The organism is Limimaricola sp. G21655-S1 (genome assembly GCF_027213785.1).
Lineage (GTDB): Bacteria > Pseudomonadota > Alphaproteobacteria > Rhodobacterales > Rhodobacteraceae > Limimaricola.
Map to the genome: position 1 here is coordinate 1 of NZ_JAPWGO010000074.1, position 759 is coordinate 759.

The window sequence follows — 759 nt, forward strand, 5'->3', positions numbered from 1 at the left end:
GGGCGCGTCTCAGTAGATGGCGATCGCCGGGAACAGGATCAGCACCGCGACCGCGAGCGCCTGCAGGCCGATGAAGGGCAGCAGCGAGCGGAAGATGTCGCCGAGGCTGATATCCGGCGGCGCCACCGATTTGAGATAGAACGCCGCCGGCCCGAAGGGCGGGCTGAGAAAGCTCATCTGCATGTTCATGCAGAACACCACGCCGAACCAGACCGGGTCGTAGCCCATCGAGGTGATGATCGGCACGAAGATCGGCATGGTCAGAAGCGCGATCCCGACCCAGTCGAGGAACATGCCCAGCACGAACAGCAGCGCCATCATGAACAGCAGCACGATCACCGGCTCGTCCGAGATGCCGGTGATCAGCGCCGAGACGAACTTGATGCCGCCCATCAGGTTGAACACCCCCACCAGCGCCGTGGCGCCGATGCCGATCCAGACGATCATGCCGACGGTCTGCAGGGTCTGCAGCGCCGCGGCCTTCATCAGCCCGATCGTGAACTCGCCGCGGATCATCGTCGAGAGCGTCACCCCCAGCACGCCGACGGCCGAGGCCTCGGTGACGCTGGCGATGCCGCCATAGATCGAGCCCAGCACGCCGATCACCACGAGGATCGGCAGGAACAGCCCCTTGGCCAGCCGCAGCTTCTCGGCGGTGGAGGCGCGCGGCCCCTCGACCACCGGCGCCATCGCCGGGTTGAGATAGGCGCGGATCAGCACATAGGCCACGTAGAAGCCCGCCAGCATCAGCCCGGGGAT

General features: G+C 66.1%; 1 protein-coding gene. It reads right to left on the reverse strand.

Features of this window, described 5'->3' with window-relative positions:
- Positions 1–9: 9 nt before the first annotated feature.
- On the reverse strand, positions 10–759 hold a 750-nt coding region (locus tag O4G76_RS19875; protein ID WP_269398888.1), incomplete at its 5' end, for a TRAP transporter large permease subunit.